Source organism: Actinosynnema sp. ALI-1.44, from assembly GCF_001984155.1.
Taxonomy (GTDB): domain Bacteria; phylum Actinomycetota; class Actinomycetes; order Mycobacteriales; family Pseudonocardiaceae; genus Kibdelosporangium.
Map to the genome: position 1 here is coordinate 723,283 of NZ_MTQO01000054.1, position 12,848 is coordinate 736,130.

The following is a 12,848-nucleotide window of genomic DNA, read 5'->3' on the forward strand; positions in this document are numbered from 1 at the left end:
GCCGGGACCCACCTCCCCAGCGTCGTCTCGTCCTGCTCGAGCGCGGTATGTCGCCGGGGAATCGATGCCCGCGTGGAGAGGGCGTTCCGGGACGCCCTCGTGCCCAGGCGAGCGGTCAGGGGCCGTGCGACGTCCGTGGACATCGCACGGGCGGGTGGGTCCGTGTGCTGCTCCGGGGTCCTGGGGTGAGCCACGCCGGCACACCGACCAGCAATGTGCCGGCCTGGGAGGACTCCGGGACAGCGACCGCGGGTGGCCCACCCGCCGCCTGGTGGTTCCGCGCTTTTGTATGCAATCCGAATATGTCACCGGCCGTCGAAGGTCGAAATGACAAGAATCTCTTAGGACTGGCCGAGACCTACCAGGTGGTCACGGCTTGTGGAACGAGCTGTCGTACGGCTGGTCCAACGCCGCTCGGCCGATCGTCGCCAGGATGTGGTCGTCGTTGTCGTGCCGGACGTAGAACGTGAGATCGCGCAGGATCCGCTCGACCGGGCTCGGTCGCACCAGGCACCGCGCGCCGCACGAGCGGACGCAGTGATCCACTGTGTCCAGTGCGAGGTGCTCCATCATGTGCCGAGCCCGGGTGGCCGCCAGCTTGGCCGCTGTGCTCACGCCGCGGTCCCACAGGTCCGCGACGTGCCGCAGCAGCAAGTGGCCCGTCTCGACCGCGACAGCCATCGATCCGATGCGGTGCTGCACATAGGGATCGGTTGCCTTGTTCTGCTGGTGGACGTACTCGATCGCGTAGGCGTACGCCGCCTCGGCCGCACCGAGGAAACTCGCGGCGTAGTGCGGTACGAACGCCGACTGCAGACCCAGGCGCAGGTAGTCGCCGGGTAGTCCGATCCGGTGACTGTCAGGGATGTATGTCTGGTCGAAGCGTACGACGTGGCTCACCGTCGCCCGCATGCCGATCGGGTCCCACCACGAGGGGTCGGTCGACACCGACGGGTCGGCCAGGTCGCACGCCAGCATCAGCACGCCGGTCTGCGAGCCGCGTGCGCCACCGGGCCCGTCGACGTTCACCAGCAGGACGGCCCAGTCGGCACCGGTCGCACTGGTCGCGAACGCCTTGCTGCCGTTGACGATCCACCCGTCGGCGGTCTGCTCGACGGACGTGCCGAACCGCCGTCGATCACCCGGTTCGCCTGTCTGCGGTTCGCCGCTCCACGCCACCCAGCGTTCCCCGTGCCGGACCACACCTTCGAACCACGAGTCCTTCTGCTCCCGCGTGCCGAGCACGTCGATCATCAGCAACGAGTTGGCGTGGCCTTCCCAGCACCGCGCGAAGGACAGGTCGGCCGCCGCGAACTTGGTCGTGATCATCCACAGGCCGTGCGCGTCACCCTGGTACGGACCGAGCCCGAGCCCGCCGTAGGAGGCAGGCACGGTCGGCGCGTGCAGTCCGGCCGCGAACAGGTCGTCGAAGTTCTCGCCGGGGAAGGACGCTGTCCTGTCGTACTTCTCCGCACGGCGGGCGAACGACTCGGCCAGCGGGTTGATCTCGGTACGCGGATCGGTCATCGCACGTGCTCCAGCGAGTGGGGGTTCGGCATGGATCGGCCGGTCATCAGCCGGAACTGCCGCGCCACCTCGATCCGCAGCACCTCCCAGCCGTCGATCACCCGCAGTCGCCGCCTGCGCGCCGCGGCGACGAGCGCGGTCGGCCTGCGGCCGTAGGTCAGGTCGACCAGGATGGTGTCACGCGCCAGCTGCCCCAGCGGGAACAGCAACTCGTCACGGACCGGGGTGGCGTGCACGATCAACGAGTAGTCGCCGGGTACGAAGCGGTTGAGCGGCACGTAGTCGAGACCGAGCAGCCGCGCCGCCCGCATGCCCCGGTCCGGCCCGCGGTTGACCAGCGTGGGTGTCACGCCGAACCGCAGCAGGCCCGCCGCGGCCCCACGCCCGGCGCCACCGCAGCCGACGACCGCCGCCTTCCGCCCGGTGAGCCGGATCCCGGCCCGGCCGAGCGCGCCGACGACGCCGATCGGGTCAGTGGTGTGCGCCCGCCAGCCGGATTCGGTTCGTACCAGCACGTTCGCCGCGCCCGACCCGGCCGCGGCGGCGCTGGTCACCTCGCCCAGCCGCAGTGCGGCCTCCTTGTACGGCGCCACAATGGTCGCGCCGTCGAGGGGGAAACCGAGCTCCGCGAGACCGCTTGTCAGGACACGCCAGGTGGTCAGGAAGTCCCTCGTCGCGATGGGCAGGTACAACCCCGGGTAACCGATCGCCCGGTACGCGCTGTTGTGCATCCTCGGTGACAAGGAGGTGTGCACCGAACGGCCGACGATGCCGTACAGCCGCCGGACCAGCGGCACATCGGGGAACGGGTAGTCCCTGATCAGCCGTTCGATCGACGGCGCTTCCTCGGGACGGCCGCCGATCTGGCCGTACACCACCGGTGCGCCGAGCAACGGCGCCAGCAACCGTCCACATGAGCCGGTCTCGCCCACGCTGAACGCGGTGACGTCGGTCCGGTTGACCGAACGCAGCAGCCGCAGCGGAGCCAGGGCGTGCTCCGCGGTGGCGGCGTGGGTCACCAGCAAGTACCGCCGTGCCGCTACTTCGGCCATCTGGTTGAACTTGCCGTGCAGCCCGGCGAGGTCCATACCACTCGCGCCGCCTGCCGAGCTCAGGCCGTACCACGCGAGAACGCGCTGGTGCGGTGGGATCGCGGACAGCAGCCGCGGGGTGGTGTCCCTGCCGACCTCCAGTTCGATCAGGTCGTAGTGCTGTGCCGCGGCGATCATCCGCTGTTCGCGCTGCTCGCAGCTGCCCGCGTACACACCGCCAGCGCCCATGCCGCGCAGGCTGTAGGTCAGTTCGCCGGACACGTGGTCGCGCAGCGTCATCGGGTCGACGTCACCGATGACGTCCGCCCTGACCTCGAGACCACCGCCCACCTTGTTGAGCAGCCGCAGTTCCTCGGCCGACCGGGACAGCGGACCGGTCAGCGAGGCGACCGGTACGCACGTCCGGCAAGGCCGGATCGGTTCAGGCCTGGACACGTCGGGCATCGCGACCACAATCCAAACCATGCTGCCGGAGAACTGGGAGGCCTTCGCCGACGTGCTGGCGCGGAGGCACTGCAAGAGATCCTTTGTGGACATGCTGGTGCCCGTGGACGTGATCGAGCGGGTGCTCGTCGCGGCAGCGGGCGCGCCGTCGTCGCGCAACAGCCAGCCATGGCGGGTGTCCGTCGTGACCGGGGGCGTCAAGCAGGCGCTTGCGGACGCGTTGTGCGCCGAGTTCGACCGGGGTGTCCCGCCGCACCCCGGCTACGCCAACAGGCTGCCGGTCACCGACGACGTGACCGAACGCCGTGCTCGTGATGCTGCGCAAGGGGTCCTGGCGGCCAAGGGGATCCACCGGTTCGACGAGCCTGCGCGACGCGCCCACCTGCGGGACAACCTCGCGTTCTACGGCGCACCGGTGGAGATGGTGTTCCACCTGCCCGGCGCGTCCCCGCCCGGCGTGTTTCTCGAGACGGGGCTGTTCCTGCAGAACGTCATGCTCGGGTTGGTCGCGTGTGGACTGGGCAGCTGCCCGCAGTTCAGCGTCGCCGGGTACCCCGACGTGATCTCCTCGGTACTCGGCCTGGCAGACGACCGGGTGGTCGTCTGCGGTCTCGCCGTCGGCTACCCGGACGAGTCCGCCGAGGTGAACCGGTTTCATCCAGCTCGGGCGGAGATCGACGAGTACGTGCGGTGGCACGGGGCCGGATGACGACATCTGTGTGACATGTGCGCGCGTCAAGGTGCTCTCCTCCAGTTGCAGGGGAACGGGAGTGGTAACGCGCGGCACGTGCTCACCCTGTCACGTACACGCGGGGTATGAAGTTGTCGACGACGGCCACGATCGATCCGTGACCCGGAAATGTCTGGCGCAGTTGAGTTTCGCACAGTGTGCGCCTGTTCGCTTGCTGGGACAAGAACGTCTTTGCTCTACCTAGGTGTGGTGCGAACCCTAGGTGAAACATCCCATGTCCCTATTTTTCGGTCCACTCCTGCACTCTGGCCATTATGGACAAATCTGCTCACCCGAGGCCGGCCTCCGGCTCCGTCGCGGTGGCGCCGTACACGATGTGCGGGAGGAATGACTAGGGTGCGGGTGTGGACGATCTCCGCCAGTTGCCGAAAGCGAATCTGCACCTGCACCTGACCGGCTCGATGCGGCCGGAGACCCTGGTCGAACTGGCCGCCGTGCACGGGCTGTCTCTGCCTCCCCCGTTCCCGATGGGGGAGGCACACCCGTGGGAGGCGTTCCAGACGCGGTACGACACGGCGCGGGCGGCGATCCGCAGTACGGACGACCTGCACCGCGTGGTCACCGAGGCCATCGATGACAACCTCGCCGACGGCTGCACCTGGCTGGAGATCCAGCTCGACCCCACCTCGTACGCGCCGCTGCTCGGCGGGTTCGAGCCGGTGATCGAGACGGCGCTGGACGCGATGGACGGCAAACCGTGCGGCCTGATCGTGGCGTCCAGCTGGGCCAGGTCGGGCGAGCACGCCACCGAGCTGGCACGGCTGGCGACTCGGTATACCAAAGTGGTCGGGTTCGGTCTGTCCAATGACGAACGCCGTGGCAGCGTACCCGATTTCGTCGAAGCGTTCCGGATCGCCACCGACGCGGGACTGATCTCGGTGCCGCACGGCGGTTTCTACACGGAATCGTGGCACGTCAGGGCATGCGTCGACCAGCTGGGAGCACGGCGGATCGGCCACGGCCTCACCGCGATGCGTGACGAGCGCACAGTACGACACCTGGCGGACAGGCAAGTGGCGCTTGAGGTTTGTCCGACGTCCTATCCGCCACTCGGCGTAGCGTCTTACGAATCCCTGCCCATCGGCGATCTGCTCAATGCCGGAGTCCCGGTCGCGCTGGCGTCCGACGACCCGCTGCTGTTCGGTGCGGGGGTCGTGGCCCAGTACGTGATCGCGCGCGAGGTCATCGGGTTGTCCGACAAGCAACTCGCGGCCATCGCGACACACTCCATCAAGGTGTCCGCGGCGCCGGAGGACGTCAGGCGGAACACGGTCGAAGCCATCGAAAGCTGGTGTGCCACAATCCACTGACGCCACACAGTGCAGTGGGAACGACTCATGAAAGCTCTCGCCCAGAAACAGGGGACGATGTATCGCGTTCTGATCGCAAGCGCGCTCCTTCTCGCCGGGTGCAGCACCGCGTCGTCCGAGACGGCGCCGCCGCCGCCGCGACGCAATCCCGAGCGGGTGGTACGGATGTCCGGTGGTGAGGCACTCAGCTACGTGCACACCGAGACCGCGTCGCAGGTGCTGTGCAACGCGCTGCCGGAGGACCGGCTGCGTGTGCTGCTCGGCGTGGACAGCGTCGTGCGCGAACGGGATGCCGGTGGTGTCAAGGGTGTTTGCCGGATCGCCGACAGCAGGCACTCCGTCGTCGTCGACCTCAGCCTCAAGCCGGTGCCGGGCGACTTCACCCCGACCGAACAGCTCGGCGGCCGTCCCGCCCAGTACGACACGACCGGCAAGGCCGTCGTGGACGTCGGGATCGCCGAGACCACCGGATACCGCGCGGGCAGCAAGCGCACGCCGGTCCTGCACGCCGAAGCCAAGCCGGGTCTGCGGGAGACCGTCCGCAAGCTGGTGGCCGACCTGGTCCCGGTGCTGGCCAAGCAGACCGACACCCTGCCCGATGTGGACAGCCGCGGCGAGGTCGACTTCGCGGTGACGTCGGTGGACGTCGCCGAGTTCGTCGATCTGCCGAAGCCGACGCAGGCGTTGCAGCTGTGCACGGCCGCCAAGGACAGCCTCGGGTTCGTGCCGGTCAGGGCCACCGAGACCGGCACGTGCACGGTCCGGCAGCCCAGCGGCCGGACGCTCGTGCTCGCTGTGGTGGACGGCCTGGCCAACAACGCGAGCTACACCGCGAAGGTCCTCGGGCGGCCCGCGCACGTCGACGAGTCCACTGTGGCCGTTCGATTGCGTGACGACAGCAGGCTCGACCTGATGATCGGCGACACCGACCCGAAGGTCGCCGAGAAGCTCGTCCGCGCGTTGGTTCAGGGATAGGGGAACGGCGGACGTCCGGATCCGGTGATCCGGACGTTGCCCCACGGGTCGAGTTCGGTGAGCTTGCCCGTGCGGTCGCGGCCACCGGGAATCCGCACCCGCACGTCGGTGTGGCCGTTCCGGTACAGCGCGGCCACCTCGGGATGCGCGGTGACCCGGCCGTACCAGCGGTAGCTGCCGTCGATGGGCTGGAGGTGACCCATCAGGTGCACCTCGACACCGATCTCCTTGCCGTCGACGGTCAGCACGGCGGGGCCGCGGTGGGTTTCGTCGACGTCGCTTTCGAACGGCGTGAAGACGTAGTCGTGCGGGTCCGGTTTGCGCCGGTAGGAGATCCGCGCGAACGGCTGGACCTCGATGCGCCGCGCGTCCTGCATGCCCATCATCCGCAGGCAGCGGGCGATGTACCGGAAGTTGTTGTCCTCGAAGCGGAACGCGTTCGGGCCGCGGACCGGCCGCGGGGTCACGATGATCCGCGCCGCGGTGGTCCGGCCGTTGGGCGCGGTGACCGTCCACATGTCGGTCCGCGTGTCGAACTCGTAGCTGGACTCCCCGTCGAGCAGCACCACGTCGAAACCGGGCAGCTTGCCTGCCAGCCGGTCGGGCAGGCCGATCAGTGCGACCTTCACGCGATGAACCCCGCCTGGCGCCAGCGTTCCCGTGCCTTGCCGCGGAAGATGCCCTGCTCCTCGAAGAAGCGGCGCAGCTTGTCGAAGCCCTCCTGCTTGGCCTTGCGGAAGTGCGGGTTCGCCGCGGCCTGGCGGTAGGCCTCGTCGGGGTTCAGCCCGGCGCGGGCGTACAGCCTGCGGTGCATCAGCTGATCGTTGAAGAACTGTCCGCCGAAGCCGATCATCCGGCCGAGTGATTCCTTCTCCCACCACGACGCGTACCGCATCCGCCGTGCGACGCCTTCGCGCGCCCACTGGATGTGCCTGGCCTCTTCGACGACGTGGATGCGCATCATCCGGCGGACGGCGGGCTGCATGCCCGGGTCGTCCATGATCCTGCGCTGCCAGACGTCGAAGATCTCCTCGCCGATCAGCGCACCGACCCACAGGTTCAGACCACGCAGGCGGCCGGGCAGCTTCCTGGTGATCGCCAGCTGCGCTTTCGGCTGGCGGAAGTACGGCGCGTCGATCTTCTCCATCAGCCTGCCGAACATCAGCATGTGCCTGCACTCGTCGCCGATCTCGGTCAGCGCGTAGTGCGTGTGCCGCGCCGTCGGGTCCGCCTCGAAGATCATCCGCAGCAGCGCCTGGTTGAGCACGTTCTCGAACCAGTGGCCGACGCTGAGCAGGTTCGCCAGCTCGTGCCGGGACAGTTCGATCCGCTGCTCGGGCGTCAGCTCGTGCCACAGTGGAGTCTCGTAGAGCGTGGAGAGGTGTGGTGGCAGGAAGTACTTGCCTTCCTCCAGCGGCGCGTCCCAGTCGATGTCCACAGCGGAGTCGTACGAGCGCCGGACCGATCCGTTGAGCAACCGCTGTGCGTTCTGCTCGGTGTCCTTCATCGCGCACCCCTTTACGTCTTCCGGGTAAACGTAAACCCAATGGGTGTCCATGGTCAACCACGCGGAGATAAACTGGGATGATGGCGGACGACCTGAGGGACCGGATCCTGGCAGCCGCCGAGGCGTGCCTGCTGGAGAGTGCACCCGGCGCCCGGATCCACGCCGCGATCGCCGAACGGGCGGGTGTGTCCCGCCCGACGGTCTACAAACACGTCGGCGACCAGGACGCCATCGTGATGGCCCTGCTGAAGCGGGACATGGCCCGGATGTACGCCGTGGCCGAAGCGGAGATCACGAAGACCACATCGCTGCGCGACCGGTTCATCGACATGACTGTGTTCGTGGTCGGCTACGCCCGCGACCACGCCCTGCTGCGGAAGGCGTTGCGGGAAGAGCCCGGCTCGGTGCTGCCGTGGTTCACCGTGAACGCCGAACCGGTGATCGAACTGGGCATCGAACTCTTCAGCCCGCACGTCAAACAGTCCATTGCGGACGGCCAGTTCCCCGACGTCGACCCGAGGGTGATCGTCGAGTGGTGCTGCCGCCTGATCCTCTCGCTGATCACCACGCCGGGCACGGTCGAGATCGGCGACCCCGAGCGGCTGCGCCGCTACATAGCGGACCTGCTGGATATCGGCGTGCCACGATAGCCGTATGGCTGAAACCAATGTCGAACAGTGGAAGGCGTGGAACGGCGCCGACGGGGACTTCTGGGTGCGACGCGCCGACCGGCTGGACGCGGGCATCGCGAACTACATGGAACCGTTCCTGGCCGCGGCCGCGATCCAGCCGTCCGACACAGTGCTCGACATCGGATGCGGAACGGGGACGACGACGAGGCAGGCGGCCGAGCGCGGTGGCGAAGTGCTCGGGGTGGACCTCTCCGCGCAGATGATCGAGCTGGCGAGACAGCGCTCGGAGGGAGTCGCGGGACTGAGGTACGAGCAGGCCGACGCCCAGACCCACGAGTTCGCCGAAGCGGCGTACGACGTCGCCATCAGCCGCAACGGCTCGATGTTCTTCGAAGACCCGGTGGCGGCCTTCGGCAACATCCGGCGAGCACTCAAACCGGGTGGCAGGCTGGTCCTGCTCGCCTGGCAGCCGTTGGACGACAACGCGTGGATCAGTACGTTCCGGACAATCATGGCGGCGGGCCGAGACTTGCCGGAACCCCAGCCGGGCGGGGTGCACGCGTTCTCCCTCAGCGACCCGGACAGGGTGAAGGCGCTGCTCACCGAGGCGGGATTCGCCGAAGTCAGGCTGACCGGCCTGAACGAGACGATGTACTTCGGGCAAGACCCGCACGACGCCGCGGAGTTCATCAGCAGCCAGTTCGAGAAGATGATCGAACCGGCCGACCGCGACTCGGTCCGCACCGAACTCGAAGCCGACATGGCAGTACACATGACGGAACGCGGCGTGGAGTACGACTCGGCGGCGTGGCTCATCGAAGCCGCGTAATGGACCGGTCCAGGCGGGCCTGCGATGAGTTTCCGCGCGACGAGTGGTCTACCCGGTGACGACGGAGGTGAACGATGGCGAAGACGCTCTACTCGGTGTCGATGTCGGCGGACGGCTTCATCGCCGGTCCCGGCGGGGACATGAGCTGGCTCAAGGACTACCTCGGCCCGAACCCCGCGGTCGACGACCTGGTCGAACAAGTGGGAGCACTCCTGGTCGGCAACCGCACCTTCGGCGGTGACGACCCCAACAAGGGGACCGAGAGCGAAGGAGAGGCGTTCGGCGGCGGCTGGTCCGGCCCGCAGTTCGTGCTCGCGCACCACCCACCACCAGAGCCGGTCCCCGGTGTGACCTTCGTGCACGACATCCGCACGGCGGTCGAGGTGTCCAAGGCGGCGGCGGGGGAGAAGTACGTGAACGTCCTCGGCGCCAACGTCGCACGGGGACTGCTGGAGATCGGTGAGCTCGACGAAGTGCTCACGATGATCGCGCCGGTGATGCTCGGCGACGGAGTCCGGGTTTTCGACCACCCCGGCGGTGCGCACGTCCGGCTCGAGCGGTTCTCGGTGTCACACGCGGAGCACGCGACGAACCTCTGGTACCGCGTGCTGCGGTAGCCAGAGGTTCGTCGGATGCCCGGGTGGCCGGAGCGCCGCCAGTTGTCCCGGCCACCCGAGCGGTCTTCCCCGGATTACCCGATGGACGAACGAGGTGCCACGGAGGTCTCCAGTGCAGGGGTGGGAGGTACGGCGGCGGCTATCTGTTACGACTTTGTTTAAGGCCTAAATTCAGGCATGTGCGAAGCGTGCTGTCAATGCCCGATCCCGCTCGCCGGGGCATCAATTCCTCAGCTGGATGAACTCCATCGCCTGGGCGGGGGGCATTGCCAGGCCCGCGTCGTACTCGGCACCGAACGCATGTCGCCCGATCGCGGCCACGGCAGCGGCACGCACCCGCTCGACATCCACGGCCGAGGCGATGGCGACACCGCGCAACGCCGCCCCCGCGCCGAGCAGCCGCGCCGCGCGATGAGAGTCGCCTGTGGACTGCGCGACGTCGGCCAGTGCTTCCGCCGTCGCGCCTGCCAAAGGCAAGTGGTTCCACCGCACGGCGTCGCCGATCGCCTCGGACAGCAGTGCCCGCGCCTCGGCCGCGTTGCCTTCGGCACAGGCGACCCGGCCCGCCTCGACGAGGATCTGCGACCTGATCCAGTCCGGCCCGAACCACCCGCCGTCGACCTCGTCGAGTGCGAGGTCGGCGAGCCGCCGCGCCTCGGCGGTCGCACCGGACAGCCGGGCGATGGCGGCCTGGCCGATCCGGGCGCCTGCCACCAGCGACGGCGCGGCCAGCCGCTGGGCCAGCGTGACCACCCGGTCGTAGTCCTGCGACGCACGCGTGTGGTCTCCGGCGGCGAAGTGGCAGTCACCGCGCCGGGTCAGCATGTCGACGAGGTCCTCGGTCGCGCCGAGCGCGCCGACCAGGTCGATCGCCTCGTCCAGCATCCCGACGGCCTCGGCGTGCTTGCCGCGCCAGCTGGTGACCGTGCCGAGTTCGCTCAGCGCCTGCATGATCCCCCAGCGCTCGCCGATCGCGCGGAACCGCGCAAGCGCTTGGCGCCAGTTCTGCTCGGCGTTGTCCACGTCGCCCGCGAAGGAGTCCTGGTAGCCGCGACCGAGCGGTTCGAGCGCATGGCTCCACGGGTCGTCACCGATCAGCTTGACCGCGACCGCCTCCGACGGTGGACCGACAACCGGCGCCAGCAGCACGGTGGTGAACGGGTGCTTCGGCGGGCGGTCACGCTGCGAAGACCACTGCTGCAAGGCATCCATGTGCACCTGCCGGGTACCGCCGTCGGTGAACGTGTTCACCACGCACAGCAGGAATTCCTCGGTCATCTCCGCCGGAGTCACGGAACCGACCCGGGTGATCAGCTCCTGGCACAGCTTGGCGGCGTCGAACCGCCTGCCCCGCATCCACCAGTACGTCGACAGTTCGCCCACCAGCTTCAGCGCTAGCACCGGATCGGACCGCACCGCCCAGCGGAGCGCGGCGTGCAGGTTGTCGTGCTCGGCGTCCAGTCGTGCCAGCCAGTCCAGCTGGGTCGCGGTCAGCAGGTGGCTGTTGGCCCGCTTGGCGAACTCGAGGAAGTGCTCGGCGTGCCTGCGTTTGGCCGGTTCGGCGGCGTCGCCGAGTTGTTCGGCGCAGAAGGCGCGGATCGTCTCCAGCATCCGGTAGCGGTCCGCGGACAGCTCGACCAACGACTTGTCCACCAAGCCGGTCAACAGGTTCATGGTGTCCGGCTGTTCGCAGACGGCCTCGGCGTCGCTCAGGGTGGCACCGCCGCTGAACACGGTCAGCTTCGCGGCCAACGCCCGTTCCTGCTCGTCGAGCAGGTCCCAGCTCCAGCCGACGACCGCGCGCAGCGTCCGGTGCCGGGCGTCGGCGGTGCGGCTTCCCTTGGACAGCAACGTGAAACGGTCGTCCAGGCGGGCCGCGAGCTGGCTGATCGGCAGCGACCGGGCTCGGGCCGCGGCCAGTTCGATCGCCAGCGGCAGCCCGTCGAGCGCCTGGCAGATGCGGGTGACCTCGTCGGCCTCGGCAGTGCTGTCCGCCGCCCGGTCGACGAACAGCCGCACCGCCGTCGACATGTCCAATGTGGGCACAGCGAGGATGGTCTCTCCCGTGATACCCAACGGCTCCCGGCTGGTGGCGAGAATCTTCAGTTGGGGGAGCGCGGTGAGCAGACGGGTCGCGAGCGTGGCGGCGGCTTCGATGACGTGCTCGCAGTTGTCGAACACGAGCAGGACCTGCCTGGTGCGCAACGCCGCCAGCAGCCTGTGCTCCGGTGTCGCCGGTGGGCGGTTGGCCCGCATCCCCAGCGCGGCGAGCACCACTTGCGGGAGGTCGTCGACCACCTCGGCGAGTTCGACGAAACAGACGTCACCGCGGGTCCGGACCGCCTCGATGGCCAGCCGGGTCTTGCCCGTCCCGCCGGGGCCGGTCAACGTGACCAAGCGCTTCGTGTCCAGCAGGTCGCCCAGCCGCGCCAGCTCGTCCGCACGGCCGAGGAAGGTGCTCACCTGCGCGGGTGCCCGCCGGGTTTCCGGCTGGCCGGCGTTGAGGATCTCCAGGTGCGTCGCGGCGAGCTCGGCAGACGGGTCCGTGCCGAGTTCGTCGGCCAACGTGCGCCTGGCGTCCTCATAGGCCGTCAACGCCTCCGCGTTGCGCCCGGCGACGGCCAGCGCACGCATCAACTGCGCCCGCAGGCGTTCCCGCAACGGGTGCTCGGCGACCAGTTCCCGCAGCCGTGGCACCAGGTCCTGTCTGTCGAGCGCCAGCTGCGCGTCGACGTGGTCCTCGACGGCGGCGAGCCTGGCCTCGTCGAGTTTGTGCTTGTACGGCCCGAGTTCGTCCGGTGCGGGGCCGCGCCACAACGCCAGCGCGTCGCCGAGGATCCGTTCGGCTTGGTCCGGCGCGGCGTCGTGTGCTTCGGCGACCAGTGCGCCGAAGCGGACCGCGTCCACATCGGAGGGATCGACGGCCAGCCGGTAGCCACCCGGGTGCAGTTCGACGCGGTCGCCGCCGAGGGCACGGCGCAGTCGGGAGACCTGCGACTGCAACGCGTTCGCCGCGCCGTCCGGCGGTTGTTCGCCGTAGAGGCCGTCGATCAGGCGCTCGGTGGGCACGACCCGGCCGGGTTCGGTCAGCAGCAGCGCGAGCAGCGCGCGGACCTTCGGCCCACCCAGCTCCACCGCCTGCCCCTGGTCGTCCCGGGCTTGCACCGGGCCCAGAATCCCGAACCACACCCGATCATGCTCGCA

General features: G+C 68.8%; 11 protein-coding genes. 6 read left to right on the forward strand and 5 right to left on the reverse strand.

Going from position 1 to position 12,848, the window contains the following annotated elements; all coding sequences use genetic code 11:
• Positions 1–369: 369 nt before the first annotated feature.
• Together ALI144C_RS50295 and ALI144C_RS50300 are read right to left on the reverse strand one after the other, a co-directional pair.
• The gene (locus ALI144C_RS50295) at positions 370–1,527 is read right to left on the reverse strand and encodes an acyl-CoA dehydrogenase family protein (RefSeq protein ID WP_076994369.1); all 1,158 of its coding nucleotides are present in this window, start codon (positions 1,525–1,527) and stop codon (positions 370–372) included.
• The gene (locus ALI144C_RS50300) at positions 1,524–3,023 is read right to left on the reverse strand and encodes a type I 3-dehydroquinate dehydratase (protein ID WP_168211540.1); all 1,500 of its coding nucleotides are present in this window, start codon (positions 3,021–3,023) and stop codon (positions 1,524–1,526) included. The genes ALI144C_RS50295 and ALI144C_RS50300 overlap by 4 nt, the downstream gene beginning before the upstream one ends.
• A gap of 19 nt (positions 3,024–3,042) precedes the next feature.
• Between ALI144C_RS50300 and ALI144C_RS50305 the strand changes: the two genes are divergently transcribed.
• The 3 genes from ALI144C_RS50305 to ALI144C_RS50315 all read left to right on the forward strand — a co-directional run bounded on the left by ALI144C_RS50305 (position 3,043) and on the right by ALI144C_RS50315 (position 6,059).
• Positions 3,043–3,732: a nitroreductase gene (locus tag ALI144C_RS50305; protein WP_076994371.1), complete on the forward strand. Its 690-nt coding sequence runs from the start codon at positions 3,043–3,045 to the stop codon at positions 3,730–3,732.
• A gap of 386 nt (positions 3,733–4,118) precedes the next feature.
• Positions 4,119–5,084 carry an adenosine deaminase gene (add, locus tag ALI144C_RS50310; RefSeq protein ID WP_076994372.1) on the forward strand — a complete coding sequence of 322 codons (966 nt, stop codon included), beginning with the start codon at positions 4,119–4,121 and terminating at the stop codon, positions 5,082–5,084.
• Positions 5,085–5,111: 27 nt separating this feature from the next.
• Positions 5,112–6,059 carry a hypothetical protein gene (locus ALI144C_RS50315; protein ID WP_076994373.1) on the forward strand — a complete coding sequence of 316 codons (948 nt, stop codon included), beginning with the start codon at positions 5,112–5,114 and terminating at the stop codon, positions 6,057–6,059.
• Here ALI144C_RS50315 and ALI144C_RS58200 read toward each other — a convergent pair.
• Both ALI144C_RS58200 and ALI144C_RS50325 read right to left on the reverse strand, forming a co-directional pair.
• Positions 6,050–6,688, reverse strand: coding sequence for a DUF4873 domain-containing protein (locus tag ALI144C_RS58200; RefSeq protein WP_237774692.1), 639 nt, complete (start codon positions 6,686–6,688; stop codon positions 6,050–6,052). The genes ALI144C_RS50315 and ALI144C_RS58200 overlap by 10 nt on opposite strands.
• On the reverse strand, positions 6,685–7,566 hold the full coding sequence (locus ALI144C_RS50325; protein WP_076994374.1) for an AurF N-oxygenase family protein: 882 nt from the start codon (positions 7,564–7,566) through the stop codon (positions 6,685–6,687). The genes ALI144C_RS58200 and ALI144C_RS50325 overlap by 4 nt, the downstream gene beginning before the upstream one ends.
• 80 nt (positions 7,567–7,646) lie before the next feature.
• On the opposite strand from ALI144C_RS50325, the gene ALI144C_RS50330 reads away from it, so the two are divergent.
• From ALI144C_RS50330 to ALI144C_RS50340, 3 genes are all read left to right on the forward strand, one after another.
• Positions 7,647–8,216, forward strand: a complete 570-nt coding sequence (locus ALI144C_RS50330; protein ID WP_168211541.1) for a TetR/AcrR family transcriptional regulator — start codon at positions 7,647–7,649, stop codon at positions 8,214–8,216.
• Between the two features lie 4 nt (positions 8,217–8,220).
• A complete protein-coding gene (locus tag ALI144C_RS50335) occupies positions 8,221–9,027 on the forward strand; it encodes a class I SAM-dependent methyltransferase (protein WP_076994376.1) in 807 nt (268 codons plus the stop codon).
• Between the two features lie 74 nt (positions 9,028–9,101).
• On the forward strand, positions 9,102–9,644 hold the full coding sequence (locus ALI144C_RS50340) for a dihydrofolate reductase family protein (RefSeq protein WP_076994377.1): 543 nt from the start codon (positions 9,102–9,104) through the stop codon (positions 9,642–9,644).
• A gap of 222 nt (positions 9,645–9,866) precedes the next feature.
• Here the strand turns inward: ALI144C_RS50340 and ALI144C_RS50345 are convergent, their stop codons facing one another.
• Complete coding sequence (locus tag ALI144C_RS50345; RefSeq protein WP_076994378.1) at positions 9,867–12,833, reverse strand: BTAD domain-containing putative transcriptional regulator; 2,967 nt, start codon at positions 12,831–12,833, stop codon at positions 9,867–9,869.
• Positions 12,834–12,848 lie beyond the last annotated feature (15 nt).